At 74.7% G+C, this 22,286-nt stretch carries 30 protein-coding genes; 8 read left to right on the top strand and 22 right to left on the bottom strand.

Features of this window, described 5'->3' with window-relative positions:
• Positions 1-88 precede the first annotated feature (88 nt).
• On the bottom strand, positions 89-727 hold the full coding sequence (gene tsaB / locus BUB17_RS14625; RefSeq protein WP_072919141.1) for a tRNA (adenosine(37)-N6)-threonylcarbamoyltransferase complex dimerization subunit type 1 TsaB: 639 nt from the start codon (positions 725-727) through the stop codon (positions 89-91).
• Positions 728-802: 75 nt separating this feature from the next.
• On the opposite strand from tsaB, the gene BUB17_RS14620 reads away from it, so the two are divergent.
• Positions 803-1,024 (top strand): antitoxin, encoded by a 222-nt coding sequence (locus tag BUB17_RS14620; protein ID WP_072919139.1) that lies wholly within the window; start codon positions 803-805, stop codon positions 1,022-1,024.
• A 6-nt stretch (positions 1,025-1,030) separates the two neighbouring features.
• Positions 1,031-1,447 carry a TA system VapC family ribonuclease toxin gene (locus BUB17_RS14615; RefSeq protein ID WP_072919137.1) on the top strand — a complete coding sequence of 139 codons (417 nt, stop codon included), beginning with the start codon at positions 1,031-1,033 and terminating at the stop codon, positions 1,445-1,447.
• On the opposite strand, the gene BUB17_RS14610 is transcribed toward BUB17_RS14615, so the two are convergent.
• From BUB17_RS14610 to BUB17_RS14555, 12 genes are all read right to left on the bottom strand, one after another.
• Positions 1,448-1,891, bottom strand: a complete 444-nt coding sequence (locus BUB17_RS14610; RefSeq protein WP_072919179.1) for an NUDIX domain-containing protein — start codon at positions 1,889-1,891, stop codon at positions 1,448-1,450.
• Positions 1,888-2,343: a tRNA (adenosine(37)-N6)-threonylcarbamoyltransferase complex ATPase subunit type 1 TsaE gene (gene tsaE, locus BUB17_RS14605; RefSeq protein ID WP_072919135.1), complete on the bottom strand. Its 456-nt coding sequence runs from the start codon at positions 2,341-2,343 to the stop codon at positions 1,888-1,890. The genes BUB17_RS14610 and tsaE overlap by 4 nt, the downstream gene beginning before the upstream one ends.
• On the bottom strand, positions 2,340-2,963 hold the full coding sequence (locus BUB17_RS14600; protein ID WP_072919132.1) for a uracil-DNA glycosylase: 624 nt from the start codon (positions 2,961-2,963) through the stop codon (positions 2,340-2,342). Before BUB17_RS14600 ends, tsaE begins: the two co-directional genes overlap by 4 nt.
• Complete coding sequence (locus BUB17_RS14595) at positions 2,960-4,153, bottom strand: alpha/beta fold hydrolase (RefSeq protein WP_072919130.1); 1,194 nt, start codon at positions 4,151-4,153, stop codon at positions 2,960-2,962. Before BUB17_RS14595 ends, BUB17_RS14600 begins: the two co-directional genes overlap by 4 nt.
• The gene (alr, locus tag BUB17_RS14590) at positions 4,153-5,289 is read right to left on the bottom strand and encodes an alanine racemase (protein WP_072919128.1); all 1,137 of its coding nucleotides are present in this window, start codon (positions 5,287-5,289) and stop codon (positions 4,153-4,155) included. Before alr ends, BUB17_RS14595 begins: the two co-directional genes overlap by 1 nt.
• A 73-nt stretch (positions 5,290-5,362) precedes the next feature.
• Complete coding sequence (locus tag BUB17_RS14585) at positions 5,363-6,820, bottom strand: bifunctional ADP-dependent NAD(P)H-hydrate dehydratase/NAD(P)H-hydrate epimerase (protein WP_072919127.1); 1,458 nt, start codon at positions 6,818-6,820, stop codon at positions 5,363-5,365.
• Complete coding sequence (locus BUB17_RS14580; protein ID WP_072919177.1) at positions 6,817-7,209, bottom strand: holo-ACP synthase; 393 nt, start codon at positions 7,207-7,209, stop codon at positions 6,817-6,819. Before BUB17_RS14580 ends, BUB17_RS14585 begins: the two co-directional genes overlap by 4 nt.
• Positions 7,210-7,354: 145 nt before the next feature.
• A complete protein-coding gene (gene glmS, locus BUB17_RS14575) occupies positions 7,355-9,217 on the bottom strand; it encodes a glutamine--fructose-6-phosphate transaminase (isomerizing) (protein ID WP_072919124.1) in 1,863 nt (620 codons plus the stop codon).
• Positions 9,218-9,292: 75 nt separating this feature from the next.
• Positions 9,293-10,636 (bottom strand): phosphoglucosamine mutase, encoded by a 1,344-nt coding sequence (gene glmM, locus BUB17_RS14570; protein WP_072919123.1) that lies wholly within the window; start codon positions 10,634-10,636, stop codon positions 9,293-9,295.
• A gap of 11 nt (positions 10,637-10,647) precedes the next feature.
• On the bottom strand, positions 10,648-11,067 hold the full coding sequence (gene rpsI, locus BUB17_RS14565) for a 30S ribosomal protein S9 (protein WP_072919120.1): 420 nt from the start codon (positions 11,065-11,067) through the stop codon (positions 10,648-10,650).
• Positions 11,064-11,507 (bottom strand): 50S ribosomal protein L13, encoded by a 444-nt coding sequence (rplM, locus tag BUB17_RS14560; protein ID WP_072919118.1) that lies wholly within the window; start codon positions 11,505-11,507, stop codon positions 11,064-11,066. Before rplM ends, rpsI begins: the two co-directional genes overlap by 4 nt.
• A 120-nt stretch (positions 11,508-11,627) precedes the next feature.
• Positions 11,628-12,182, bottom strand: coding sequence for a beta-class carbonic anhydrase (locus BUB17_RS14555; protein ID WP_072919175.1), 555 nt, complete (start codon positions 12,180-12,182; stop codon positions 11,628-11,630).
• 165 nt (positions 12,183-12,347) lie between these two features.
• On the opposite strand from BUB17_RS14555, the gene moeA reads away from it, so the two are divergent.
• The 4 genes from moeA to BUB17_RS14535 all read left to right on the top strand — a co-directional run bounded on the left by moeA (position 12,348) and on the right by BUB17_RS14535 (position 15,005).
• Positions 12,348-13,541: a molybdopterin molybdotransferase MoeA gene (moeA, locus tag BUB17_RS14550; protein ID WP_083606339.1), complete on the top strand. Its 1,194-nt coding sequence runs from the start codon at positions 12,348-12,350 to the stop codon at positions 13,539-13,541.
• The gene (moaC, locus tag BUB17_RS14545) at positions 13,538-14,008 is read left to right on the top strand and encodes a cyclic pyranopterin monophosphate synthase MoaC (protein ID WP_072919115.1); all 471 of its coding nucleotides are present in this window, start codon (positions 13,538-13,540) and stop codon (positions 14,006-14,008) included. The genes moeA and moaC overlap by 4 nt, the downstream gene beginning before the upstream one ends.
• Positions 14,005-14,499 (top strand): MogA/MoaB family molybdenum cofactor biosynthesis protein, encoded by a 495-nt coding sequence (locus tag BUB17_RS14540; protein WP_072919113.1) that lies wholly within the window; start codon positions 14,005-14,007, stop codon positions 14,497-14,499. Before moaC ends, BUB17_RS14540 begins: the two co-directional genes overlap by 4 nt.
• A gap of 68 nt (positions 14,500-14,567) precedes the next feature.
• Positions 14,568-15,005: a DUF6578 domain-containing protein gene (locus BUB17_RS14535; protein ID WP_348537045.1), complete on the top strand. Its 438-nt coding sequence runs from the start codon at positions 14,568-14,570 to the stop codon at positions 15,003-15,005.
• Between the two features lie 62 nt (positions 15,006-15,067).
• On the opposite strand, the gene fdhD is transcribed toward BUB17_RS14535, so the two are convergent.
• Positions 15,068-15,913 (bottom strand): formate dehydrogenase accessory sulfurtransferase FdhD, encoded by an 846-nt coding sequence (gene fdhD / locus BUB17_RS14530; RefSeq protein ID WP_072919109.1) that lies wholly within the window; start codon positions 15,911-15,913, stop codon positions 15,068-15,070.
• A 31-nt stretch (positions 15,914-15,944) separates the two neighbouring features.
• Between fdhD and mobA the strand changes: the two genes are divergently transcribed.
• The gene (gene mobA, locus BUB17_RS14525) at positions 15,945-16,562 is read left to right on the top strand and encodes a molybdenum cofactor guanylyltransferase (RefSeq protein ID WP_072919107.1); all 618 of its coding nucleotides are present in this window, start codon (positions 15,945-15,947) and stop codon (positions 16,560-16,562) included.
• Between the two features lie 9 nt (positions 16,563-16,571).
• The gene (locus tag BUB17_RS14520; protein ID WP_072919105.1) at positions 16,572-17,234 is read left to right on the top strand and encodes an SDR family oxidoreductase; all 663 of its coding nucleotides are present in this window, start codon (positions 16,572-16,574) and stop codon (positions 17,232-17,234) included.
• Between the two features lie 7 nt (positions 17,235-17,241).
• Here BUB17_RS14520 and truA read toward each other — a convergent pair whose 3' ends face one another.
• From truA to rpmJ, 8 genes are all read right to left on the bottom strand, one after another.
• Complete coding sequence (truA, locus tag BUB17_RS14515) at positions 17,242-18,018, bottom strand: tRNA pseudouridine(38-40) synthase TruA (RefSeq protein ID WP_244277224.1); 777 nt, start codon at positions 18,016-18,018, stop codon at positions 17,242-17,244.
• Positions 18,019-18,097: 79 nt separating this feature from the next.
• Positions 18,098-18,496, bottom strand: coding sequence for a hypothetical protein (locus BUB17_RS14510; protein WP_072919103.1), 399 nt, complete (start codon positions 18,494-18,496; stop codon positions 18,098-18,100).
• Entirely contained in the window at positions 18,493-19,176 is a 684-nt protein-coding gene (rplQ, locus tag BUB17_RS28580; RefSeq protein ID WP_072919101.1) for a 50S ribosomal protein L17, read from the bottom strand. The genes BUB17_RS14510 and rplQ overlap by 4 nt, the downstream gene beginning before the upstream one ends.
• Positions 19,177-19,329: 153 nt before the next feature.
• Positions 19,330-20,406 (bottom strand): DNA-directed RNA polymerase subunit alpha, encoded by a 1,077-nt coding sequence (locus BUB17_RS14500; RefSeq protein ID WP_072919098.1) that lies wholly within the window; start codon positions 20,404-20,406, stop codon positions 19,330-19,332.
• Positions 20,407-20,610: 204 nt separating this feature from the next.
• Positions 20,611-21,237 (bottom strand): 30S ribosomal protein S4, encoded by a 627-nt coding sequence (gene rpsD / locus BUB17_RS14495; RefSeq protein ID WP_072919096.1) that lies wholly within the window; start codon positions 21,235-21,237, stop codon positions 20,611-20,613.
• Positions 21,238-21,272: 35 nt separating this feature from the next.
• Positions 21,273-21,680, bottom strand: coding sequence for a 30S ribosomal protein S11 (gene rpsK, locus BUB17_RS14490; protein ID WP_012950456.1), 408 nt, complete (start codon positions 21,678-21,680; stop codon positions 21,273-21,275).
• Between the two features lie 96 nt (positions 21,681-21,776).
• Positions 21,777-22,157, bottom strand: a complete 381-nt coding sequence (gene rpsM / locus BUB17_RS14485) for a 30S ribosomal protein S13 (RefSeq protein ID WP_072919093.1) — start codon at positions 22,155-22,157, stop codon at positions 21,777-21,779.
• Between the two features lie 14 nt (positions 22,158-22,171).
• Entirely contained in the window at positions 22,172-22,285 is a 114-nt protein-coding gene (gene rpmJ, locus BUB17_RS14480; RefSeq protein WP_012950458.1) for a 50S ribosomal protein L36, read from the bottom strand.
• Between the last annotated feature and the right edge of the window lies 1 nt (position 22,286).

Genomic DNA, 22,286 nt, shown 5'->3' with positions numbered 1-22,286 from the left:
CGCACGCTCGCTCACGTGCCCTCCTCGCTGGCGCTCGTCAGCCAGGTGCGCGCCGCTGCTCCACTCATGCGTGAGCTCGCACGCTCGCTCACGTGGTCGTCACCGGCTTGAACGACGTCGGCGGGACGGCGTCCGGGCGGCGCAGGTACAGCGGCACCAGCGGCGCGGCGGACGACGGGTCGAGCAGCTGCGGCGCCGCCGCCCGGACCAGGCCTGCTGCCGTCACCTCGGCCGGGGTGACCTCGACGCCCAGCCGCTCGGCGAACCGGGCCTCCCCCACGACCGGGCCGGCGACCGCCAGCTCCTCCGGGCGGACCACGCCCGGGCCGTCCGAGCGCGAGCCGTCGGCGGCGTAGGCGGCCCAGTAGACCTCCTTGCGGCGGGCGTCGGTGACGACCGTGCGCGCACCGGAGCCGACCGCGTCCAGCGAGCAGACGCCCACGACGGGGAGCCCGCGGGCGTCGCCCAGCGCGGCCGCGGTGACCACCCCGACGCGCAGCCCGGTGAAGGGTCCGGGGCCCAGCCCGGTGACGACGGCGTCCACGTCGGCGAGCGCGAGCCCGGCGTCGCGCAGCACGTCGGTGACGGCGACGGTGAGCAGCTCGGCGTGCCGGTTGCCCGACGGCACCGCCCGCTCGGCGAGCACCTCGGTCGCGCCGTCCGGGGACCACCGGGCGAGGCCGGCGACCAGCGTCGGCGTGGCGGTGTCGAGGGCGAGGACGAGCACGACCGCCCAGCGTAGTGGCCACGGCGACTGCCTGGACGAGCATGGGTGATGCGTTGATGCGGTAGCATCAGCGGGGTGCGCACGACTCTGGACCTGGACGACGACGTCGTCGCGGCTGCTCGGGAGCTGGCCACGGAGCAACGTCGCTCGCTGGGCTCGGTGGTCTCCGAGCTCGCCCGGCGAGGGCTCACGCCCGCGCGGGTGGACACCGAAGGCGGCCTCCCGGTCATCCGCGTCCCCTCCGGGAGTCCCGCCATCACCGCCGCGATGGTCCGCCGGGCCCTCGACGAGGACTGAGACGCCGTGGCCCTGCTGGACGTGAACGCTCTCGTCGCGCTGGCGTGGGACTCACACGTGCACCACGTCGCCATCCGCTCCTGGTTCGCCGCCCGTGCTGCGAACGGGTGGGCGACGTGCCCGGTCACCGAGAGCGGTTTCGTCCGGGTGTCGTCCAACCCGAAGGTGCTGCCGAACGCCATCGCCACGTCGACCGCTCGCGAGGTCCTCGCAGCCCTGCGCCGGGCACCGGGCCACCGGTTCCTCGGCGACGAGGTCTCGATGGTCGACGACGACGTGCCGCCGGTCTCCGGGCACCGTCAGGTCACCGACGCCCACCTGGTGACGCTCGCCCGTCGGCACGGCGTCGGGATGGTCACCTTCGACGCGGGGCTGGCCACCCTGGCCGGCCACCGTGACGTCGAACTGCTCACGGCCCTGTAGTCAGGGAGGGGGCTCACTCGACGGAGAGCGCGGTGCCCCCGGCTCGACCGCCCGCCGGAGCACCTCGACGTAGGCCGGGTGGGCCAGGCGCAGTCCGGGCAGGTCCGCGGCGGTCACCCAGCGCAGCGCGTCGTGCTCGTGCGGCTGCAGGTTGCGCGGCTCGCCGTCCCACTCCCGGACCACCCAGAGTGACAGGCGCAGCTCGCCGTCCCCGATCCGGGTCAGCGGCACCGGGCCGCGGGGGACGACGCCGACCTCCTCGCGCAGCTCCCGGGCCAGCGCCGCCGGTTCGTCCTCCCCCGGCTCGACGTGGCCGCCGGGGAGGTCCCACACGTCGGGGTACCAGCGGCGCTCCGGCGACCGGTGGCCCATCAGCACCGTGGTCCCGCGGACGAGGACCCCGGCGACGACGTGGTGCCCGGCGACGACGTGGTGCCCGGTCAGGCCGAGCCGTCCAGGCGCTGTTCCCAGCCGAGGCCGTGCGGTACGAGCAGCGCCGTCCGGACGTCGTCGTCGCGGCGGTCCAGCCGCACCTCGAGGTGCTCGTCGGCCAGCTGCTCGACCAGCCCCTGCCCCCACTCGACGACGGTCACCGACCCCTCGGTGGACGCGTCGAGGTCGAGGTCGTCGACGTCGGCGACCCCGCCGAGGCGGTAGGCGTCGACGTGCACCAGCGGCAGCCGGCCGCCGCGGTGCACACGGGCGATGACGAACGTCGGGGAGGTGACCGGCTCCCGCACCCCCAGCGCCTCGCCGAGGCCCTGCGTCAGCGCGGTCTTCCCCGCACCGAGCGGCCCGACCAGCACGACCAGGTCGCCGGCGCGCACCACCCCGGCCAGCGCGGCGCCCAGCGCCCGGGTGTCGCCCGGGGTCGGCAGCACGTGCTCGCGCCTCATGCCAGGGTCCCCGCCACCGTGGTGAGGTCGGCCAGCAGCCCGGCTCGCGGCGCCCCCCGCGGGCCGAACCGGATCGCCGCCGACGGATGGTAGGTGGCCCAGACGGCCCGGCCGTCGACGTCGTGCGCCCGGCCACGGGCCTGCGCCAGCACGGTGCGCGGGCCGAGGAACCACTTGGCCGACGACAGCCCCAGCGCGACGACGACCGGCGGGTCCAGCAGCTCCAGCTGGCGCCGCAGCCAGCCGCTGCAGCGGGCCACCTCCGACGCCTTCGGCGTCCGGTTGCCCGGGGGGCGGCACTTCACGATGTTGAGCACGGCGGCCTCGGCGCGCTGCAGCCCGGCCTCGGCCAGCAGCTGGTCGAGCAGCTGACCCGACTTCCCCACGAAGGGCCGGCCGGTCGAGTCCTCGCTCGCGCCCGGCGCCTCACCGACCAGGGCGAACCGTGGGCGCCCGCCTGCCGGGGGGTCGCCCACCACCACGTGCTGCCGGGTGGCGGCCAGCTCGGGGCAGGCCACGCAGGGGCGGGCCACGGCGGCCAGTGCCGCCCAGTCGGGAGCCGCGGCCGCGGTGCGGGCGACCTCCTCGGCGGCCGCGTCGGAGCGGAGCGGCCGGGTCACCGTCCCGCTCCCGTCGGGAGGTCGGCGACCACCCGGCGCAGCAGCGCCGCCAGCGCCGTCGTCACCTCGTCCGGCTTCTCCAGCGGCACCATGTGGCCCGCCTCGGAGACGACGACGTGCTCGACACCCGGCGCGCCGAGCCCGCCGAGCAGCTCCACGATCATGTCGCTGTGCTCCGGCGGGATCAGCGTGTCCTTGTCCCCGGTCAGCACCAGCACCGGGACGCCGCGCAGCGGCTGCAGCGCCGCCGTCTCGTCCAGGCCGGCCAGCGCCGGGTAGAACTCCGCGATCACCTCGACCGGGGTGCCGGCGATCATCGAGTCGACGTAGCGGCCGAGCGCCGGGTCGACGTCCTTCGACGCGAACGACAGCGACCAGGTGACGTGCGAGATGAGGTCGGCGGCCAGCCGGCGGGTGCGCTCGGCGAAGCCGGGACGGCGGCGCATCGTGAACGCCGCGATCGGCAGCACCGCCGCCCGCAGCCGGGTCAGCAGCTCGGGCAGGCCGAAGTCGAGGTCGGCGAGGTTGCCGCTGGAGGTGCTCATCAGCGCCGCCCCGACCACCCGCGTCCCGAACAGCTCCGGGCGCACCTCGGCCAGCGCCATCACCGTCATCCCGCCCATGGAGTGCCCGACCAGCACCACCGGCCCGTGTGGCACCCGGGCCCGCAGCACCGCATCGAGGTCGCGGCCCAGCTGCTCCATCGTCGAGTGCTCGGCAGGCCCGCGGCCGGAGGCACCGTGCCCGCGCTGGTCGTAGAACACCAGCCGCGCCGTCGGGCGCGAGCCGTTGGCGGTGGCCAGCGCGGCGCCCAGCGCCCGCCGCTGGAAGGTCCACGACGCCATCGACAGCGAGTAGCCGTGGCAGAAGACGACGGTCAGCGGGGCGTCGCTCGGCCCGACCTCCTCCACCGCGAGCAGCACGCCGTCGTCGGCGGGGACCAGCGCGGTGCGGTCGGCACGGCGGGACTCCGGGCCGAGCGGGTCGTCCTCGCGCAGCTCGGCGTCCGAGGCACCCGGTGGCAGCCCCGCCTTCGAGCCCAGCCGCTCGGCGCCCACCCGCCGGGCGGCGGCCCGGCTGACGGCGATCCCGACGGCGGTGCCGGCCGCGGCCAGACCGAGGACCGCGCCGAGGACGCCGACCCGGTGGTGCGGGTGCGGCTGCCGCCCCGGGCGCTTGGGCGTCGCCATCAGACCGCCCCCGCCGAGCCGACGTACCGACGGGTGAAGCGGCCGCCGATCCGGGTGACCAGCTCGTAGTGGATGGTGTCGATCGCGTCGGCCCAGTCCTGCGCCGTCGGCTCGCCGCGGTCCCCCGGCCCCCAGAGCACGACCTCGTCGCCGGCCCGCACCTCGGCGTCGCCGACGTCCAGGACGAACTGGTCCATGCACACGCGTCCGGCGATGGTCCGGCGCGCGCCGGCGGCGAGGACCGACGCCCGGTTGCCCGCCGCGCGCGGCACGCCGTCGGCGTAGCCGACCGGCACCAGCAGCAGCGTCGTCTCGGTCTCCGGGAAGTAGGTGTGGCCGTAGGAGACGCCGACCCCGGCAGGCACCCGCTTGGTCAGCGCGGCGCGGACGCGCACCGTCATCGCCGGCCGGAGCCCGTGGGCGGCCGGGTCCCCGCCGAGCGGGTCCAGGCCGTAGACGGCGATCCCCGGGCGGACCATGTCGTACCAGGTGCCCGGCAGCGCGACCGTGGCCGCGGAGTTGGCCAGGTGCAGCCGCGCCCCGGTCAGCCCCGCCGCACGGGCGATCGCCACGGCCTCCTCGAAGACCCGGACCTGCGCACCGATCGTCGGGTGGGTCGGGGCGTCGGCGTAGGCCATGTGGCTCCACAGCCCCACCACCGCCACCTCCCCGTCGGCCTGGGCCCGCGCGGCCGCGGCGACGAGGCCGGGCCAGTCGGCCTCGGTCGCGCCCTCGCGGGACAGCCCGGTGTCGACGAACAGGTGCAGCTGCGCGGTGCGGCCGGTGGCGCGGGCGGCCGCGACGACCTCGGCGAGGGCCCACTCGGCGTTGACCGACACCTCCACGTCGGCGGCCGACGCGGCGGCGTAGTCGGTGCCCGGGGTGTGCAGCCAGGCGAGCAGCGGAGCGGTCACGCCCGCCGCGCGGAGCGCGAGCGCCTCCTCCAGGACCGCGACGCCCAGCGCGTCGGCTCCCCCGGCCAGGGCCGCCCGCGCCGAGGGCACCAGGCCGTGGCCGTAGCCGTCGGCCTTCACCACCGCCATCAGCGGCCGGCCGACGCGCTCGCGCAGCGCGGCGGTGTTGGCGGCGATGGTGTCGAGGTCGACGACCACCTCGGCCCGGGCTGGGTGCGTCACGTCCCCTCCTCGCTGGCGCTCGTCGACGACGTGCCGATCCGTGCTGTGCCTCCGCGTGACCTCGCTGGCTCGGTCACGTGCCCGAGTCTCCCAGCCTCCCCGCGGGCGCCCGGTGCAGGAGGGCCAGCGTGGCCGGCAGCCGGCGGACGAGGTCGCCGGCGATCAGCGGCCCCTCCTCCGCGGCCAGCTGCCCGGCCCGCCCGTGCACGTGCGCACCGACCGCCGCCGCCTCGTCGGCCGGCAGCCCGGTGGCCAGCAGCGCGCCGGTGATGCCGGAGAGGACGTCGCCGGTGCCGGCGGTGGCCAGCCACGGCGTGCCGGTCGCGTTGACGTACGCGGTGCCGCCCGGTGCGGCGACGACGGTGGCGTCGCCCTTGAGCAGGACGACGGCGCCCAGGTCGGCGGCCAGCCGGCGGGCCGCACCGACCCGGTCGTGCCCCACCTCGGAGCCGAATCGGGCGAACTCGCGGTCGTGCGGGGTCAGCACGGTGGGCGCCGACCGCTGCCGGACCAGGCCGGGCTGCTGCGCGGCCATCGTCAGCGCGTCCGCGTCCACCAGCACCGGGAGGTCGGTGGCGAGCACCTCGGCCAGCACGCTGTGAGCGTCGTCGTCGGTGCCCATCCCGGGCCCGACCACCCACGCCTGCACGCGCCCGGCGTCCCCCGGCCGGCCCTCGGTGACGATCGCCTCCGGCCACGCGGCCCGCACGCCGGCGGCCGCCGTCCCGGCGTAGCGGACCAGACCCGGCCGGGCGCGCAGCGCCGCGCCCGTGCAGAGCACGGCCGCGCCCGGGTAGGCCCTGGAGCCGGCGACGACGCCGACGACGCCCTGCGTGTACTTGTCGTCGTCGCTGCCCGGCGGGCGGATGCGCGGAGCGACGTCGGCGTCCGTGAGCTGGTGCGTGCCGGCCGGGGGGAGGTCGAGCCCGATGTCGACGAGGTGGACCGCCCCGGCGTACCCGCGGCCCTCGCCCACCACCAGCCCGGTCTTCAGCGCGCCGAAGGTGACGGTGTGCTGGGCGGGGAAGGCCGGCCCGGGCACCACCCCGGTGTCGGCGTCCACCCCGCTGGGGACGTCGACGGCGACCATGAGGCCCGGCCCGGTGGCGGCCCGCTCGACCAGCGCGGCGGCCGGCGGGCGCAGCCCCCCGCGGCCGCCGGTGCCGACGATCCCGTCGAGGACCAGGTCGGCGCGCTCCAGGCCGGTGTCCCCGTCGGGGCCGGTGACCCGCCCGCCCGCGGCGCGCAGCGCGGCCAGGCCGGCGGCGTGCGCCCGCTCCGCGTCGAGGAGGACGGCGGTGACCCGGGCGCCGCGGCGGGCGAGGTGCGCCCCGGCGAAGAGCGCGTCCCCGCCGTTGTTGCCGGCGCCGACGAGCGCGGTGACCCGCGTGCCGTGTGCCCGCCCGAGGAGCCCGAGGCAGAACGTGGCCAGCCCGGTCGCGGCCCGCTGCATGAGCGTGCCCTCCGGGGTGGCGGCCAGCAGCGGCTCCTCGGCGGCGCGCACCTCGGCGGCCGTGTACAGCCCGATCACGGCTGCGCCTCCTCGCGGGGGAAGCCCTCGGCCACCACGACCGCGGACGCGATCCCGCCGTCGTGGCTCAGTGACAGGTGCCAGGAGGTGATGCCCAGCTGCGCCGCCCGTCCGGCGACGGTGCCGCGCACCTGCAGGCGCGGGCGGCCGTTCTCGCCGGTGACCACCTCGGCGTCGTGCCAGCGCAGGTCACCGGGCGCACCCAGCGCCTTGACCATCGCCTCCTTGGCGGCGAACCGGGCGGCCAGCGACTCACCGGTGCGCGGCGTGCCCCGCGGTGTCTGCTGCTCCTCGGCGGTGAACAGCCGGTCGCGCAGGCCCGGGGTGCGGATCAGGGACTCGGCGAAGCGGTCGACCGGCACCACGTCGATCCCGACCCCGATGATCACCGGCACAGTCTGCCGTGCCGCCGTCCGTGCCGCCGTCCGGCCCCGGACCCCCCGGCGCCGTCCTCCCGCAGGGCAGCGCGTCCTCCCCGACCGTGGACGGCTGGGGAGGACACGCGACGATCAGGTCACCTGAACGTCGCGAGCGTCACTCGACGGTGACGCTCTTGGCCAGGTTGCGGGGCTGGTCGACGTCGTAGCCGCGGGTGTCGGCGATCTCGCAGGCGAGCACCTGCAGCGGCACCGTCGTCACGATCGGCGCCAGCAGCGTGGGCGTGCGGGGCACCCGGATGACGTGGTCGGCGTAGGGCAGGACGTCGTCGTCCCCCTCCTCGGCGATCACGATGGTGCGCGCCCCGCGGGCCCGCACCTCCTGGATGTTCGACACGACCTTGCCGTGCACCGACTCCCGGGAGCGCGGCGACGGGACGACGACCACGACCGGCGTCCCCTGGTCGATCAGCGCGATCGGCCCGTGCTTGAGCTCGCCGGCGGCGAAGCCCTCGGCGTGGATGTACGCCAGCTCCTTGAGCTTCAGCGCGCCCTCCAGGGCCACGGGGAAGCCCACGTGCCGGCCCAGGAACAGGATCGTGTCGGCGTCGGCCAGCGACCGGCCCAGTTCGCGCACCGGCTCCATCTGGGTGAGCACCTGCTCGACGGCCTGCGGCAGCTCGCGGATGTCCTCGACGATCGCGGCGACCTCGTCGGTGTACTTGATGCCGCGGATCTGCGCGAGGAAGAGGCCCACCAGGTAGCAGGCGACGATCTGCGCCAGGAAGCTCTTGGTGGACGCGACGGCGATCTCGGGGCCGGCGTGGGTGTAGAGGACGGCGTCCGACTCGCGCGGGATGGTCGAGCCGTTGACGTTGCAGATGGCCAGCGTGCGGGCCTTCTGGTCGCGGGCGTGGCGCAGCGCCATCAGGGTGTCCATCGTCTCGCCGGACTGGCTGATGACGACGACCAGCGTGGACCGGTCGAGCACCGGGTCGCGGTAGCGGAACTCGCTGGCCACCTCGACCTCGACCGGGATGCGGGTCCAGTGCTCGATGGCGTACTTGGCGATCAGGCCGGCGTGGTAGGAGGTGCCGCAGGAGACGACGAAGACCTTGTCGATGTCGCGCAGGTCCTGGTCGGTGAGCCGGACCTCGTCGAGCACCAGCCGGCCGTCGTCGCCGAGCCGGCCCAGCAGGGTGTCGGCGACCGCCTGCGGCTGCTCGGCGATCTCCTTGAGCATGAACCAGTCGTGACCGCCCTTCTCGGCGGCCGCGGCGTCCCAGTTCACGGTGTAGGCGGTGGGCTCGACGACGGCGCCGTCGAAGGCGGTGACCGTGAGCCCGCGGTTGCGGTCGATCTCGACGACCTGGTCCTGGCCGAGCTCGCGGGCCTCGCGGGTGTGCGCGATGAAGGCGGCGACGTCGGAGCCGAGGAAGTACTCGCCGTCCCCGACGCCGACGACCAGCGGGCTGTTGCGGCGCGAGGCGACGAGGGTGTCGGGCTCGTCGGCGTGCGAGGCGACCAGGGTGAAGGCCCCCTCCAGCCGACGGCTGACCGCACGCATCGCCTCGGCCAGACGGCCCGGCCCCTCCGGGGTCACGTCGTAGGTGGCCGCCAGCAGGTGGGCGGTGACCTCGGTGTCGGTCTCGGAGGCGAACTCGACGCCGGCCGTCTCGCACTCGGCGCGCAGCGCGGCGAAGTTCTCGATGATCCCGTTGTGGATCACCGCGACCTTGCCGTCCGCCGACAGGTGCGGGTGGGCGTTGCGGTCGGTCGGCCCGCCGTGGGTCGCCCAGCGGGTGTGCCCGATGCCGATCGTCGACTCGGGCAGCGGGGAGTCGGCCAGGGCCTTCTCCAGGTTGGCCAGCTTCCCGGCCTTCTTCGCCGTCGCCTGCCCGCCGTCAGCGAGGACGGCGACGCCCGCCGAGTCGTAACCCCGGTACTCCAGCCGGCGCAGACCCTCCAGGACGACGTCCAGAGCGTTCTGCGGGCCGACGTATCCCACGATGCCGCACATTCCACCGAGGTTACCGGCGGGACCGGCCGGACCCGTCCCTCACACGAGTGGAACGCGACGGATGTGACGCGTGTGTCAGTCGACCGCCGCGACGACGTCGGCGAGGCGCCTGGCGATGGCGTCGGCGCGCTCCTGGGTGGGCGCCTCGACCATCACCCGCACGAGCTGCTCGGTGCCCGAGGGGCGCAGCAGCACCCGGCCGTCGTCGCCCAGCTCGGCCTCGCACCGGTTGACCGCGGCGGCGACCTCGTCGCTCTCCACGACCGCCAGCCGGTCGCGCACCGGCACGTTGACCAGGGTCTGCGGCAGCCGCTGCACCACCGAGGCCAGCTCCGCCAGCGACGAGCCGGTCTCCGCCATCCGGGACAGCAGGGACAGGCCGGTGAGCAGCCCGTCGCCGGTCGTGGCGTGGTCGAGGAAGACCAGGTGACCGCTCTGCTCGCCACCCAGGCTCAGCCCGTGCGCCCGCAGCGCCTCGAGCACGTACCGGTCGCCGACCGCGGTGGTGTGCACCGCGATGCCGGCGTCGCGCATCGTGTGGTGGAAGCCGAGGTTGCTCATGACCGTCGCGACGACGGTGTCGCCGGTGAGCCGGCCGTGCTCGTGCAGGCCGAGGGCGCAGACCGCGAGGATCGCGTCGCCGTCGACGACGTCGCCCTCGGCGGTGACCGCCAGGCAGCGGTCGGCGTCGCCGTCGTGTGCGATGCCGAGGTCGGCACCGTGCGCGCGCACGGCCTCGGTCAGCGGGCCGAGGTGGGTGGAGCCGATGCCGTCGTTGATGTTCCAGCCGTCGGGCTCGCCCCCGATCACGTGCACGGTCGCGCCGGCCCGCCGGTAGACCTCCGGCGCGCACACCGCAGCCGAGCCGTGGGCGCAGTCGACGACGAGGGTGAGGCCGGACAGCGGCCGGGCGACGGCCGTGAGCAGGTGGTCGACGTACACCGCACCGGCGTCCGGCAGGTCCTGCACCCGGCCGATCGCCGCGCCGGTGGGGCGCGGCCCGTCGGTCTGCCCAGCGGTCACCGCCTGTTCGATGGCCGCCTCGACCGCATCGGGCAGCTTGTGCCCGCCGCGGCTGAACAGCTTGATGCCGTTGTCGGGCATCGGGTTGTGACTGGCGGAGATCATCACGCCGAGGTCGGCGCCGGAGTGCGCGGTGAGGTGCGCGATCGCCGGGGTGGGCAGCACCCCGGCCCGCAGCACCTGCGCACCGGCGCTGGCGAGGCCCGCCACGACGGCGGCCTCGAGCATCTCCCCGCTGGCGCGGGGGTCACGGCCGACGACCGCGACGGGACGCTGGGTCCCGTCGCGGTCGGCGAGCACACCGGCGGCAGCACGTGCCACCGAGAGGGCCAACTCCGGCGTGAGGTCGGCATTGGCCCGACCCCGGACGCCGTCGGTCCCGAAGAGGCGACCCACGGGCGTACCGGTCAGCGCTTCGAGTACTGAGGCGCCTTGCGGGCCTTCTTCAGCCCGTACTTCTTGCGCTCGGTGACGCGCGGGTCGCGGGTCAGGAAGCCGGCCTTCTTCAGCGCCGGACGGTCCTCGGCCTCGACCTGGACCAGCGCACGGGCGATGGCCAGGCGCAGCGCGCCGGCCTGACCGCTGACGCCGCCACCCTTGAGGATGCCGACGACGTCGTACTGCTCGGTCCGCTCGACGGTCACGAACGGCTCGCGGATGAGCTGCTGGTGCACCTTGTTCGGGAAGTACTCCTCGATGGTGCGGCCGTTGAGCCGGAACTGACCGGTGCCGGGCAGCAGGCGCACGCGGACGATGGCCTCCTTGCGCCGGCCGACGGTCTGCACCGGACGCCCCTCGGCGTCGGTCACGGTGAGGGCGGTCGTCACTGGGCCACCTGCTTGATCTCGTAGGACTGGGGCTGCTGGGCGGCGTGCGGGTGCTCGGGCCCGGCGTACACCTTCAGCTTCTTGAGCATCTGACGGCCCAGGCTGTTGTGCGGCAGCATGCCCTTGATCGCGCGCTCGATGACGCGGTCGGGGTGCGTGCGCAGCTGGTCGCCGACGTTGATCCGCTTGAGGCCGCCCGGGTAGCCCGAGTGGCGGTAGGCGATCTTCTCGTCGCGCTTGGAGCCGGTCAGCGCGACCTTGCCCGCGTTGACGATGACGACGAAGTCGCCGACGTCGACGTGCGGGGCGTACTGGGGCTTGTGCTTGCCGCGGAGCAGGATCGCGGTCTGGCTGGCGAGTCGACCGAGCACCACGTCGGTGGCGTCGATGACGTGCCAGGCCCGGCTGACCTCGCCGGGCTTCGGGGTGTACGTGCGCACGGCGCTCGCGTCCTCCGTCGTCGTCGGATCGGCTGGTGGGATCGCCTCACCGAGCACGGGAGACAGGACGGCACGCGGGCACCAGCCGGCCAGCGCGCCAGCCGATGACGATACCAGCAGCTACGACGCCGGCTCTTGGCCCTGCTGCAGGGACCCGCCCCGAGCGTGCGAGGGGTGGGGGGCAGCGGGGTCCTCTATCTCGCGCAGCAGCCCGGTGTCGACGTCGTAGACGGTGCCCCGGACGTCGCGGGAGAGCAGGTACGGGTTCTCGTGGATCAGCCGCATCGACTCGCGCACGTCGTCCTCGGCGTCGCGGAAGGCACGCACCGCCCACGGTGGGCGGCGCCCGGTCGCCTGCTCGACGAGGTCGGCGAAGGAGTTGTCGTCGGTGGCCTGCAGACCGCACTGGGTGTGGTGCACGAGCAGGATCTCGCGGGTCCCCAGCACGTGCTGCGAGACGGTCAGGGAGCGGACGACGTCCTCGGTGATGACCCCGCCGGCGTTGCGGATGACGTGCGCGTCGCCGACCTCGAGGCCGAGCATCGGGAACAGGGGCATCCGGGAGTCCATGCAGGCCACCACCGCGACACGGCGGGCCGGACGCACGTCCTTGGAGCCGGGGAACTGCGCCGCCCACTCGGCGTTGGCCGCCAGCATCCGGTCGATCTCGTTCATGCCCACCCCTCGCTCCACCCGTCGGTCCGCACGGACCCTAACCGGCAGCTCAGCGTCCCGGACCCCGAGCACGACCGCACCGAGGGCGCCGGGGTCGAGCTGCGGGTCGAGCTCGCGGTGTCCTGCCATCGGTGCGCCCGGCGCCGATCGGTCAGGATGTGCCCCGTGCGCACGGTCGAGGAACACCAGGCGGTCGTCGCGGCGCTCCTCGCCCCGCTGGACGAGGAGCAGGTGCCGCTGGCGGCCGCGCACAACCGGGTCCTCGCCCGGGACGTGACCGCGCGGGTGTCGCTGCCCGGCTTCGACAACTCCGCGATGGACGGCTACGCCGCGCGCTCGGCCGAGCTCGCCGCGCTCCCGGTGCGGCTGCCGGTCGCCGACGACGTCCCGGCCGGGCGCACCGACGTCCGCCCGCTCGAGCCCGGCACCGTGCAGCGGATCATGACCGGCGCCCCGCTGCCCGCCGGCGCCGACGTGATCGTGCCGGTCGAGCTGACCGACGGCGGGACCGACGCCGTGGAGATCCGCGACGCCCCCGTCGCCGGCACCCACCTGCGGCACGCCGGTGAGGACATCACCGCCGGGACCGTCGCGCTGACCGCCGGCACCCCGCTCGGTGCGGCGCAGCTGGGTCTCGCGGCTGCCGTCGGCGCGACGACCGTGGAGGTGCACCGCCGCCCCCGCGTGCTGGTGCTCTCCACCGGCAGCGAGCTCGTCGACCCCGGCGGGCCGCTGCTGCCGGGGCAGATCTACGAGTCCAACTCCGCGCTGCTGGTGGCCGCCGTCGAGGATGCCGGCGGGACCGCGCGGCGGCTGCACTTCGTCCCCGACGACGTCGGTCAGTTCCTCGCCACCGTGCGCGCCGAGCTCCCGACCGCCGACCTGCTGATCACCAGCGGCGGGGTCAGCGCCGGCGCCTACGAGGTCGTCAAGGACGCCTTCCGCGAGCTGGGCACCGTCGAGTTCGTCAAGGTCGCGATGCAGCCCGGCGGCCCCCAGGGCGCCGGCACGGTGGACGGCGTCCCCGTGGTGACCCTGCCCGGCAACCCGGTGAGCTCCTTCGTCTCCTTCGAGGTCTTCGTCCGGCCGGCGCTGCGCCGCGCCCTCGGCCACGCCGCACCCGGCCGGCTGCGCGCCCCCGCGACGCTCACCGCGCCGCTGCGCTCCCCCGCCGGTCGCCGCCAGTTCCTGCGCGGCCGCTACGACGCCGGCACCGTCTCCCAGGTCGGCGGGCCGGGGTCCCACCTGGTCGCCCACCTGGCGCGCGCCAACTGCCTGGTCGTCGTCCCCGAGGACGTCACCGAACTGCCCGCCGGCGCCCCGGTGGACGTCGTGCTGATCGAAGGAGCGCTGCAATGAGCGACAGGCTCACGCACGTCGACGAGGCCGGCGCCGCCCGCATGGTGGACGTCTCCGCCAAGCCGGTCACCGCCCGGGAGGCGACGGCCGCCGGCCGGGTGCTGGTCGGCCCCGAGGTGGTGGCGCTGCTGCGCGGCGAGGGGGTGCCCAAGGGGGACGCCGTCGCCGTCGCGCGGATCGCGGGCATCGCCGGGGCCAAGCGGACGCCGGACCTCGTGCCGCTGTGCCACCCGATCGCCCTGCACGGCGTCACCGTGGACGTGACCGTCGCCGACGACGCGGTCGAGATCGTCGCCACCGCGCGCACCGCCGACCGCACCGGCGTGGAGATGGAGGCGCTCACCTCGGTCGCCGTCGCCGGGCTGACCGTGATCGACATGGTCAAGGCCGTCGACCCGCGCGCCGCGATCACCGACGTCCGGCTGCTGGCCAAGTCCGGCGGCAAGAGCGGGGAGTGGCGGCGGTGAACGCCGCGCTCCCGGACGGCGCCCGCGCCGTCGTCGTCACCGCGTCCAACCGCGCCTCCGCCGGCGTCTACGCGGACCGCAGCGGGCAGGCGCTCGCCGAGGGGCTGCGCGCGCTCGGGTTCACCGTCGAGGGGCCGCACGTGCGCCCCGACGACGCCGCCGAGCTGGAGATGGTGCTGCTGGAGGCGATCGGCTCCGGCGCGGACGTCGTCGTCACCACCGGCGGCACCGGGCTGTCCCCCACCGACGTCACCCCCGAGGCCACTCGCCGGGTGCTCGACCGCGAGGCGCCGGGCATCGCCGAGGCGGTGCGCCGCTACGGGGAGGGCGAGGTGCCGACCTCGGTGCTGTCCCGCGGGATCGCCGGCACCGCCGGGCGCACGCTGGTCGTCAACCTGCCCGGCTCGACCGGCGGGGTGAGGGACGGCCTCGCCGTTCTCGGCCCGCTGCTCCCCCACGTGGTCTCGCAACTGCGCGGCGGAGACCACTGAAAGAGGACCCCGTCCTCCGCACGCCTCGCAAGCTCGGCGCGAGCCTCCGGACGGGGCCAGGCGACGGAGTGGTGTGGCGCCTCGCGTGGGTCGACGACCCGCTGGGACCTGGCAGCACGGAGGTGAGCTGGCGCCGTCGCCCTCCTGGAGTCGGGGTGACCGACGGTGTCCTCCTCGAGCGCGGCCCGCTCGTGGCCTGGTGGGACGGCATGGACCCGGGCTCCGTCCCGTCACGGGGCCGCCTGGTCGCCCAGCTGCACGGCGGCCTCATGCCGGACGTGCCCAGGGTGACCGGAACGGTCGTGGGCGGGCACGTGATCACCCAGGCGTACCGGCGCACCGGACCTCGCAGCCAGGAGCCCGTGCCTGGCGACTTCGCCCTGCGGGCCGTCACCCGGGCACCGAAGTGGTTCCACCGCCGCTCGGGCCGGGTCGGGTACCCGGACGTCGACCGGCGGGACGACGGGGTCCTGGTACGGCTGGCCCTCGACGGGCCCCGCGGTTGATCATGGGCTTCTTGCCGCCGACACGCGTCGACACGCCGCCGAGCGCGGCAACGAGCCCATGATCAACGCTGATCCGACTGCTCCGGCAGGACGACCCGCTCGGTGCGGGTGTAGACGTTGCAGCCGTCGCCGCGGAGAAAACCGACCAGGGTGATGCCGACGTCGGCCGCCAGCTCGACCGCCAGGGACGACGGCGCCGACACCGCGGCCAGCACCGGGATGCCAGCCATCGCCGCCTTCTGCGTCAGCTCGAAACTCGCCCGCCCGCTGACCATCAGCACGTGCCCGGCCAGCGGCAGCCGCCCCTCGCGAACCGCGTCGCCGACGACCTTGTCGACGGCGTTGTGCCGGCCGACGTCCTCGCGCAGAGCCACCAGCTCGCCGTCGGCGGTGAACAGGCCCGCCGCGTGCAGCCCGCCGGTCTTGTCGAACACCTGCTGGGCCGCGCGCAGCCGGTCGGGCAACGCGAGCAGCGTCGGCAGCGGCAGCCGGACGGCGTCCCCGGCGACGTCGTGGCGCGTCTTCGTGCGGATCGCGTCGATGCTGGCCTTGCCGCACACCCCGCAGGAGCTGGACGTGTAGAAGTTCCGGTCCAGCGCGGTGTCCGGCGGCTCCACCCCGGGCGCGAGGTCGACGTCGACGACGTTGTAGGTGTTGCGGCCGTCCGCGTCGACGGAGGTGCAGTAGCGCAGCCCGGCGACGTCGTCGGCCGACCCGATCACCGCCTCGGTGGTGAGGAAGCCGTGCACCAGGTCGAAGTCGTCGCCCGGCGTGCGCATGGTGACCGCCAGCGCCTTGCCGGCCAGCCGGATCTCCAGCGGCTCCTCGGCCGCCACGGTGTCCGGGCGCGTGCTATGTGCCGGGCCGCGGATCCGCAGCACCGGCGTCCGGCTCGTGACTCGTCCCACGGCTGGCGACGGTAACCCCTACGGTCGCACCGTGTCCGAGCTGCCGCCCTACGCCGCCGTCGTCCTCGCCGGCGGCCGCGCGGCGCGGATGGGCGGCCAGGCCAAGCCGCAGCTGGACGTCGGCGGCCGTCCCATCCTCGAGGCGGTGCTGGCCGCCGTCCCCGACGCCGCACCGCGCATCGTCGTCGGCCCGCCGCAGCCGGTGCCGGCCGACGTCGTCGTCGTGCGGGAGGCCCCGCCCCGCGGGGGCCCGGTGGCCGCGATGCGGGCGGGCCTGGCGCACGTCCCGACCGAGGTGGTGGCACTGCTCGCCGGCGACCTGCCGTTCATCACCGCCGGGCTGGTCCGGGCGCTGCGCGAGCGGCTCACCGGCGACGGTGTGCTCGTCGTCGACGACACCGGCCGGGACCAGCTGCTGCTCGGGGTGTGGCGGACGACGGCCCTGCGTGCCGCGGTCGCCGACGTCGACGGGCCCACCTCGGTGCGCCGGGTGCTCGCCCCGCTGGCCGTGCGGCGGCTGCACCCCGAGGTCGAGTCCGGTCAGCCGCCGCCGTGGACCGACTGCGACACCCCGGCCGACCTGGCCCGCGCCCGGGCCGCCGCCGCCCGGCTCGGTCCCCGCCGGGTACCCCGCCGCCCCCAGGGGTAGGGCCGCCCCATGCGCATCGTCATCGCCGGGGCCCACGGGCAGGTCGCCCGCCGTCTCGGCCGCCTGCTGTCCGGCCGCGGTGACACGGCAGTCGGCATCGTCCGCAACCCCGCGCACTCCGACGACCTCCGCACCGACGGGGTGGAGCCGGTCGTCCTCGACCTCGAGCAGGCCCCCGTCGAGCAGGTCACCGAGGTGGTGTCGGGTGCGGACGCCGTCGTCTTCGCCGCCGGTGCCGGTCCGGGCAGCGGTGAGGCTCGCAAGCACTCGGTCGACAAGGGGGCGGCCCTGCTGCTCGCCGATGCCGCCGAGCGGGCCGGGGTCCGCCCGTACCTGCTGGTGTCCTCCATGGGTGTCGAGCAGGCCCGGCAGGGGACGCCGCAGGGCATGGACCCGGTCTTCGCCGTCTACCTGCAGGCCAAGCTGGCCGCCGAGGACGCGATCCTGCCCCGGCCCGCGCTCGACACGGTGATCCTGCGGCCCGGCCGGCTGACCGACGAACCGGGCACCGGCCGGGTCACCCTGGCCCACGGTGTCGACCACGGCGAGGTCCCCCGGGACGACGTCGCCGCAGTGCTGGTCGCGCTGCTGGACGCCGGGAAGACCGATGAGGTCGTCGAGCTGGTCAGCGGCGACACCCCGATCGAGGAGGCCGTGGCCGCGCTGCCGTGAGTCCGGCTCAGGAGCGGAGGCCCCGGGTGAGCACCGCGCGGGCCGCCAGCTCGTCGTCCGGCGGGTAGTCGACCCCCACCAGGGTCAGCCCGCCGGGCGGTACGACGGGCACCTCGCCGGAGCGCTCCGTGCTCGTCAGCAGGGCCGCCGGCCACTGCGGCGGGCGGCGCCCCTCCCCCACCGCCGTGAGGGCGCCGACGAGACTGCGCACCATCGAGTGGCAGAAGGCGTCCGCGGAGGCCCGGACGGTCACCAGGTCGCCCTCGCGGGTCACCGCCAGGGTCAGCAGCGTGCGGATCGTCGTGGCGCCCTCCCGCCGGCGGCAGAAGGCGGCGAAGTCGTGCAGGCCCAGCAGCGGTCCTGCGGCGGCCGCCATCGCGTCGGCGTCCAGCCGCCGGGGCCAGCCGACAGTGTCGGCGCGGCGCAGCGGCGGCGGACCGCTGTCGGCGTCGGTGAGCCGGTAGACGTAGTGCCGGCGCAGCGCCCCGAAGCGGGCGTCGAAGTCCGGCGGCGCCTCCTCGACCGTGTGGACGGCGATGTCGGCCGGGAGCACACCGCGCAGCCGGCGCACCAGCCGGGACCGTTGTTCCGCCCACACCGCGCGGGGGACGTCGGCGTGCGCGACCTGGCCGGCGGCGTGCACCCCGGCGTCCGTGCGCCCGGCCACGGTCAGCGAGACCGGCTGCCGCAGTACCCGGGCCAGGGCCTCCTCGAGGTCGCCCTGCACCGTCCTCTGCGCCGGCTGACGGGCCCAGCCGTGCAGCGCGGTGCCGTCGTAGGCGATCCCGAGGCGGAGACGGACGAGCCCGCCACCGGGTGCGGTGGCGGGCTCGTCGGCAGTGCGGTGGGTGGTCAGCGACCGCTCACCGGGGGTCGGGAGCGGCCTCGCCCCCGGGAGCCTGCAGGCCGGCGGTCGCGGCGTCACCGAGCTCGGCGGCCTCGACCTCGGCGGCGGCCGCGCGGGCCACGTCCGGGGAGAGCGCCGGGTCGTCGACGACGGCGACGTTCTCGCGCTGCGGCTCCGAGGTGACGTCGGCGTCGTCCTGACGCTCGCCGTCGGGATTGAAGACGTCCGCGACGACCGCCTGGGCCTCGGGGTCGACCGTGGGGTGGGCGGGGTCGGATGAGGTCACGGCCGGCGAGGTGTCGCCGCCGGGACCGGTCGTCTCGCCCTCGAAGGTCGCGCCCTGGTCACCGCCACCGGCGGAGACCCCGGCAGCACCGGCCGGGGCGCCCTCGCCCGGGTTCTCCCGCTCGCTCACCGCGCGCCGTCCGTGCCCTCGGCGTCGTTCGGGGACTCGGCGTCGGTGGCCACGGTCTCAGCGGTGGCGTCCACGTCGCTCGCCGCGGTCGCGCCCGCGGCGTCGTCGGTGTCGATGGCCTCGGCGTCGGTGGCCACCTCGTCCGGCGAGTCGGCCGAGTCCGCGCTGTCGGCCGAGTCGGCGGAGTCCGCGCTGTCCGCGCTGTCCGCGGACTCCAGCGCGTCCGCGGTGACCTCACCGGCGGCGGAAGCGGCACCGGCACCCCCGGCGAAGCGGGTGCCACGGGCACGCTCGGCCTCGCCGACGGCCTGCTGGGCCACGGTCTGACCCTCGACCAGCTCGATGACCGCCATGGGGGCGTTGTCGCCCTTGCGCGGGCCCACCTTGGTGATGCGGGTGTAGCCGCCCGGACGGTCCGCGAAGCGCGGCCCGATCTCGGCGAACAGGGTGTGGACCACGTCCTTGTCCCGGATCGTCGTCATCACCTGACGGCGGGCGTGCAGGTCACCGCGCTTGGCGAAGGTCACCAGCTTCTCGGCCAGGGGACGCAGCCGCTTGGCCTTCGCCTCGGTGGTGGTGATCCGCCCGTGCTCGAACAGCGACGTGGCCAGGTTGGCCAGCATCAGCCGCTCGTGCGCGGGGGAACCGCCGAGACGGGGGCCCTTGGTGGGGGTGGGCATGTCGGTCCTTCCTCAGGCTGCCGGGCCGCGGTGCCGGCTGCGTTCCGTGTTGTGCTGGTGTCTCGTGCGCGGAGCGCGGGTGGTGCGTCCGAGCCAGTGTGGCGGGCCCGGCAGGAGGTCCGGACGGCGGGTTCCCCCGCCGTCCGGCCCTTCTCAGAGCTGCTCGGTCTCCTGGTAGGAGCCGTCGTCGTACTGCACCGGGTCGTAGCCGGCGGCGAAGTCGCCGTGGCCCTGGTAGGCGTCGGTCTCGTAGCCCTCGTCGTAGCTCTCGACCGAGGTGGGGATGAACCCGGGCGGGCTGTCCTTGAGCGCCAGGCCCATGGCCGCCAGCTTCATCTTGACCTCGTCGATGGACTTGGCCCCGAAGTTCCGGATGTCGAGCAGGTCGGCCTCGGAGCGGGTGACGAGCTCCCCGACGGTGTGCACGCCCTCGCGCTTGAGGCAGTTGTAGGACCGGACGGTGAGGTCCATGTCCTCGATCGGCATCGAGAAGTTGGCGATGTCGGCGGCCTCGGCCGGGCTCGGGCCGACCTCGATGCCCTCGGCGTCGATGTTCAGCTCGCGCAGCAGGCCGAAGAGCTCGACCAGCGTGGAGCCGGCGCTGGCGATCGCGTCGCGCGGGGCGATCGACGGCTTGGTCTCGACGTCGACGACGAGGCGGTCGAAGTCGGTCCGCTGCTCGACACGGGTGGCCTCGACGGCGTAGGTCACCTTGAGGACCGGCGAGTAGATCGAGTCGACCGGGATCCGGCCGATCTCCTGGCCGGGCTGCTTGTTCTGCGGCGCCGGCACGTAGCCGCGGCCCCGCTCGACGACCAGCTCGATCTCCAGCCGGCCCTTGCCGTTCAGCGTGGCGATGTGCAGCTCGGGGTTGTGCACCTCGACACCGGCCGGGGGCGCGATGTCGGCGGCGGTGACCTCACCGGGGCCCTGCTTGCGCAGGTACATGGTCACCGGCTCGTCGGAGTCGGAGCTGACGACCAGACCCTTGAGGTTCAGGATGATCTCGGTGACGTCCTCCTTGACGCCCGGCACGGTGGTGAACTCGTGCAGGGTGCCCTCGATCCGGATGCTGGTGACAGCAGCACCGGGGATCGAGGAGAGGAGGGTGCGGCGCAGGGAGTTGCCGAGGGTGTAGCCGAAGCCCGGCTCGAGGGGCTCGATGACGAACCGCGAGCGCGACTCGGTGATCGTCTCCTCGGTGAGGGTGGGGCGCTGTGCGATGAGCATGGTGGTGTTCTCCTCCAGGTCCTCCGGCGACCGCCATATGACGCCGTGAGGGGGTGGTGCAGGCCCTGGCGGACATCTGTCCGCCCGCCGGAGCCGTGGGCCCCCTGCAGGGTCCCGCCGCCGGCCCCGTCCCGGGTCCCGCCCCCGAACGTGCGAGGGGTGGGGAGGACGGGTCCTTCTACGGTGGGGGTAGGGGTCCTACTACTACTTGGAGTAGAGCTCGACGATCAGCTGCTCCTGGACCGGGGTGTCGATCACCTGGCGGGCCGGGACGCTGTGGACGAGCACGCGCAGCTGGCTGCTGATGACCTCCAGCCACGGCGGCACGGGGCGCTCGCCGGCGCGGGCCTGGGCGATCTCGAAGGGCAGCATCCGCCGCGACTTCTCGGCGACCTCGATGATGTCGTTGGAGCTGACCCGGTACGACGGGATGTCGACCTTGCGGCCGTTGACCCGGATGTGACCGTGGCGCACCAGCTGGCGGGCCATGTCGCGGGACTCGGCGAAGCCGGCCCGGTACACGACGTTGTCCAGGCGCGACTCGAGGATCTGCAGCAGGACCTCACCGGTCTTGCCCGACTTCTTGTTGGCCTCTTCGTAGTAGCCGCGGAACTGCTTCTCCAGGACGCCGTAGATGCGACGCGCCTTCTGCTTCTCACGAAGCTGGAGCAGGTACTCGCTGTCCTTGCTGCGGCCACGGCCGTGCTCGCCCGGCGGGTAAGGCCGGATCTCGATCGGGCACTTCGGTGACTCGCACTTGCTGCCCTTGAGGAACAGCTTCATCTTCTCGCGCCGGCACATGCGGCAGTCGGCTCCGGTGTAACGGGCCACGTCAGGTACTCCTCGTTCGTCTCGTCAGTGGCCGGTCAGACCCGGCGGCGCTTCTTGGGGCGGCAGCCGTTGTGCGGCTGCGGGGTCACGTCCTGGATCTGGCCGACCTCGAGGCCGGTGGCCTGGAGGGACCTGATGGCGGTCTCACGGCCGGAGCCGGGGCCCTTGACGAAGACGTCGACCTTGCGCATGCCGTGCTCCTGCGCCTTGCGCGCGGCGTTCTCGGCAGCCATCTGCGCGGCGAACGGCGTGGACTTGCGCGAACCCTTGAAGCCGACGTGGCCGGCGGAGGCCCAGCTGATCACGTTCCCGGTGGGGTCGGTGATCGACACGATCGTGTTGTTGAAGGTGCTCTTGATGTGCGCGGCACCGTGGGCGACGTTCTTCTTCTCCTTGCGGCGGACCTTCTTGGCACCAGCCGCGGCGCGAGCCCTGGGAGGCATGTCTCTCCGGTTTCCTTCAGTTCAGTGGCCAGATGAGCGCGAGGGGCGCGCCGTCGTTCCCGCCCTCACGGGTCGTGCGACGACACGCCTCACGGCTTACTTCTTGCCGGCCTTCTTCTTGCCGGCGATGGTCTTGCGCGGGCCCTTGCTCGAGCGCGCGTTCGTGCGGGTGCGCTGCCCGTGGACGGGCAGACCGCGGCGGTGACGCAGGCCCTGGTAGCAGCCGATCTCCACCTTGCGGCGGATGTCGGCGGCCACCTCGCGGCGCAGGTCACCCTCGACGCGGAAGTGCTCGTCGATGTAGTCGCGCAGCTTCAGCAGGTCCTCGTCACCGAGGTCCCGGACGCGCAGGTCGGGGCTGACGCCCGTCGCGGCCAGGGTCTCCTTGGCGTGGGTCTTGCCGATGCCGTAGATGTAGGTGAGCGCGATCTCCATCCGCTTGTCGCGGGGGAGGTCGACGCCGGCCAGTCGTGCCATGTCCAGGTACTCCCTCAGCCCTGCCGCTGCTTGTGGCGGGCGTTGTCGCAGATGACCATGACCCGGCCGTGCCGGCGGATCACCTTGCACTTGTCGCAGATCTTCTTCACCGACGGCTGGACCTTCACC

The organism is Geodermatophilus obscurus (assembly GCF_900143215.1).
GTDB lineage: Bacteria > Actinomycetota > Actinomycetes > Mycobacteriales > Geodermatophilaceae > Geodermatophilus > Geodermatophilus obscurus_A.
Note: the sequence above shows the minus strand (reverse complement) of the source record. Positions and strands in the feature narration are given on the sequence as shown.